The 4,232-nt window shown below is 35.9% G+C and carries 3 protein-coding genes; all 3 read left to right on the top strand.

The features are described 5' to 3' along the window. Nucleotides 1–310: gliding motility-associated C-terminal domain-containing protein (locus GX437_13095; GenBank protein ID NLJ08591.1), on the top strand; the 310-nt coding region annotated here is incomplete at its 5' end. Between the two features lie 418 nt (nt 311–728). Continuing rightward, nucleotides 729–2,579: a T9SS type A sorting domain-containing protein gene (locus GX437_13100; GenBank protein ID NLJ08592.1), complete on the top strand. Its 1,851-nt coding sequence runs from the start codon at nt 729–731 to the stop codon at nt 2,577–2,579. Nucleotides 2,580–2,582: 3 nt separating this feature from the next. Continuing rightward, a partial coding sequence (locus GX437_13105) for a hypothetical protein (protein ID NLJ08593.1) occupies nt 2,583–4,232 on the top strand: 1,650 nt, incomplete at its 3' end.

The following is a 4,232-nucleotide window of genomic DNA, read 5'->3' on the forward strand; positions in this document are numbered from 1 at the left end:
AACTTCCGTTTCCAACATCGTTTGCACACCCACACCTTTCCGCCTTTTCATCCCCAATGCCTTCACCCCCAACGGAGATGAGGTAAATGAAGTCTTTCGTCCTTTCGGCATTTTTATCCGAAAATATAATCTCGTGATATTCAATGCGTGGGGAGAAAAAATCTTCGAATCCAACGACCCCGAAACCGGTTGGGACGGCACGTTTAAAGGGAAACCCTGTCCGGTCGGCAACTATTATTACCAGATCAATGCAGAAGGAACGCAAGGACAACGCAGGCTGGTGAGCGGGACAGTGTTGCTGATGAGATAAGTTTCTGTAAGTAGGCAGTAGGCAGTCTGTAATAGGCACGGACATTTAACTCACCCCCGGCCCCTCTCTTTCGAAAAGAGAGGGGAGCTGATGGCGTTTTCGGATTTTAAGATTGTCTTAAAAAACAAAAAATCAACATCCGTTCAAGTCCCGTAGGGACGATCTTATGGTAACAACAGCAATATGAAAGAGCTAAGTCCTGTAAGGACGGCCTGATAATTTTTCGCTCCTTTCAATGTTTCACTTTTGCTTTGATGGGTGTAATAAAAAAACGGTTTTGGGGTTTACTTAGCTTAATAAAACCAAGGGTTTAAAGTGCGTCCCAGCTTTTTAAACCACCCCAAAACCTTACTGCAAAGGTAAGGTTTTGGTTTTCGTTTAAGTCAAAAAACTTTAATAAACTCTAAAATCTTATCTTATGAAAACTTGTTTAAAAAAAATTTGTCTGTTGGTTATTTTAACCTTATCTTTGAACATGCTTTTTGCCACAACATATATTTCTCCTGGTGCTGTATCAGGTGTTTGGCAAACGACAGGAAATCCCTATATTGTTCAGGGAGATATTTGGGTGAGATCTGGCTATACTCTTACTATTGAATCAGGGACTATCGTTGAATTCTACGGTAATTTTTCAGTACCTTATTCTTCGCATTTGATTATTGAAGATGCCTGCCACTTAAAATTTGGAGGAGCCTGGTTTTTAGCAAACAATATCTGGTACTACGATGCTTATCGCTTGTTTGTGGTCGGAGAACTGGATGCAGGCGATTTAAATGCGGCCCAAACTGTTTTTACTAAATTGAATGGATATGATGGATGGGGTGGAATTATTTTCCTCAATTCTAACCCGAATAATTACTCAAGCCTTAAAAACTGCCGGATTGAATATGCTTACAAAACCAATACTTACAACAATAACTTGTATGAATCTGCCGGTGCTTTATATGTGCAGGATTATGACAATCTTGAGATTGAAAATTGCATATTCGAATATAATCTTGCTTATCAAGGAGGCGCAATTTATTGTGAAAACAGCTCAGTTCCTTTTATAAACAGTACTTTTAATTATAACGAGGCTGTTTACAATGGTGGAGCTGTTTGCGGTATCACGGGTAACCCTGACTTTCATATCTGCTCATTTACCAACAATCAAGCAGAGTATGGAGGAGCTGTGTTTGAAGAAGGTGATGAAATTAACTTTAACCATTGTAATTTTGAATTCAATACTTCTTTTCAGGATGGAGGAGCAATCTATTTTACCCAAGCTATTGGCGATTTTAGCGATCATTCCTATATAAACAATAATATTGCTTTTAACGGAAGTGGTGGTGGCATTTATATGGAAAATCAATGTAATGTAACCTTGACTCTGAGTAAAATAATGAGAAATTCCTGTAATCTTGATGGTGGAGGTATCTATAGTGAAAATAGTAAATTTAACCTCATTAATTGTCTTATTGTTGAGAATGATGCTGCCCGTTACGGAGGAGGATATTACACTTTTGATAATATTAACCCTTCGAAGGAAGTGAATCTAAATAACAACACTATAGCCTTTAACGAAGCTGCTCAGGGTGGTATGCAAATGTATAGCCCTGGTTTTGGAGCAAATTTTAATGCAGTGAACAACATTATTTGGGGATTGCAAGGCAGTGATCTCGGGGGTGATTTTGCTACCAACGTAAATACATCGATTTTCAGCCATTGCGATATTTCCGACCCAAACCTTTCGCCCTCTCCGAATGCCTATGGTACTTTTAATGCTGATCCGATGTTTGATGCAGGATATCTTGATGGATACCATGTACATGGTTCGGATAATATTCCTCAATGGCATAAATCACCGTGTATTGATGCTGGTGATAACAGTAAAACACGCACAAGCCTTGACCTGGATCATACAAACAGGGTTCAATATAGTACTATTGATATGGGATGCTATGAACATAACCGTACCAACTGGCTGATATTTCTGTCAGAAGATGATCGAAATGAACTGATTAGTACAAACACTGAAAATATGAAAGTATATCCCAATCCTTTCTTTGATCATTTAACGGTTAAAATAAATCCAGAAAATGACAAAGACATTCAGATTGTTTTGTATGATGCTACCGGTAAAAAGGTAATGGCAACATCATGCGAAATTAATTCTCAAAATCACAATTTATACATTCCTGTTGAGCCTGATTTGCCGTGTGGTTTATATCTTCTGATTATTTCTGATAGTGATGGAAATACAAAAAAAATTCAACTGCTTAAAAATTAGAAATTGAAACTATTTTTAAAAATATTATTAATAATTCTAATATTTACTGTTAATGCCCATAACGGCTTCTCGCAAAAAGAGGCTCGCTATTGGGCATTGCCAGGTTTCTTTTTAGACTTCTATGGTGGTGACACAATCCCTTCATTAATTACTGGTAGCAATAATTTTACAAATTTTGCAAATGGCACTATCTCAGATGCTTATGGGAATCTCCTATTTTACACTAATGGAGCAACTATCTGGAATAGGAATAATGATACTATGAAAAATGGTGATTCATTATTTTTTTATCCTGGGAGTGTACAAGGGGCGCTGATTATCCCTTACCCGGGTGACACTAACTTATACTTTTTGTTTACCTTGAGATATTGTCACATTGGTTGCTCCTACTTGTATAATAATAATATAGGATTATATTATCACCTGATAGATAAAAGAGGTAATAACGGATTGGGAGAGGTGATTAGCAAAAACAATCAATTGTTTCCTAAAGTAACCTCTGGAAAACTTACTGCAGTAAAACATGCAAACAATGAAGCGATTTGGGTTATATCTCATAAGCTTTATACAGATGAGTTTTGTGCTTATCTCATTACTAAAAACGGATTAGATACTTCACCTGTTATCAGCCGGATTGGAATTCCTTGTGACCTATCTCATCCTGAAACATGGAATGGTCAGATGAAAGCCAGCCCTGATAATAAATTACTTGCTGTTTATTCAAAAAGATTAGGTATCGAAATCTTTCAATTTGACAATAAAACAGGTAAAATTTCAAACCCGATATTTATTGACTTTAAAAAGCTAATTTCATCAAAATTTGAAATCAAAGGAATAGAGTTTTCACCTGAAGGCAGGTTTTTGTATCTGACAGTTAGAGATGAAACAACTAATAGAACGTGCATTCTTCAGTTTGATTTGCAAGATTTATCTTCTGTTTCAATTATTAATTCCATGGAAATAATAATTAAATCAAAAAAGGAATTTGAATTTTTGCAATCAGGTATTGATGGAAGGATTTATTGTACTACTCAAAGCAGCTACCTTGCAGCTATAACGTCTCCTTCAGAAAAAGGAAAAAGTTGTAATTTCAAAGATTCATTTATTTATCTGAAGAATTGGTATGCACTATCTTTCCCGGATATCATGCCCTCCTTCTTTTTTAAACCTGCGTTCCATGCAAAAAATACTTGTCTAAGCGATACAACCTTGTTTGCAATAACAGACACATCACATATAGATAGTGTGTTATGGTGTTTTGGAGATAGCCTGTCAACAGTAAATAATAACTCAACTTTAAAACTTACATCACATTGTTTTACTGATACAGGAGTTTACAATGTGGTAGTTTATGTGTGGCACGATAAAGGTGAGAAAGATACATTACAAAGGGAAATCCGCATCAGTTTTTATCCAAAAGCTGATTTTTTAATTAACGACAGCATTCAGTGTTTAAATCTGAATAAGTTTATTTGTTATGATAGTTCGTCCATTGTTTCAGGTAGTTTTACATGGGAATGGGATTTTGGGGATAAAACAAAAAGTTATGTTCAAAATCCGGTTCATCAATATAACAAAGCAGGAGAATATGATTTATCGTTGCGTATTTTAAGTGATTATGGATGCGAGGCTAAAATTGAAAAGAAAGTTAAA

This window comes from Sphingobacteriales bacterium (assembly GCA_012517435.1).
GTDB lineage: Bacteria > Bacteroidota > Bacteroidia > CAILMK01 > JAAYUY01 > JAAYUY01.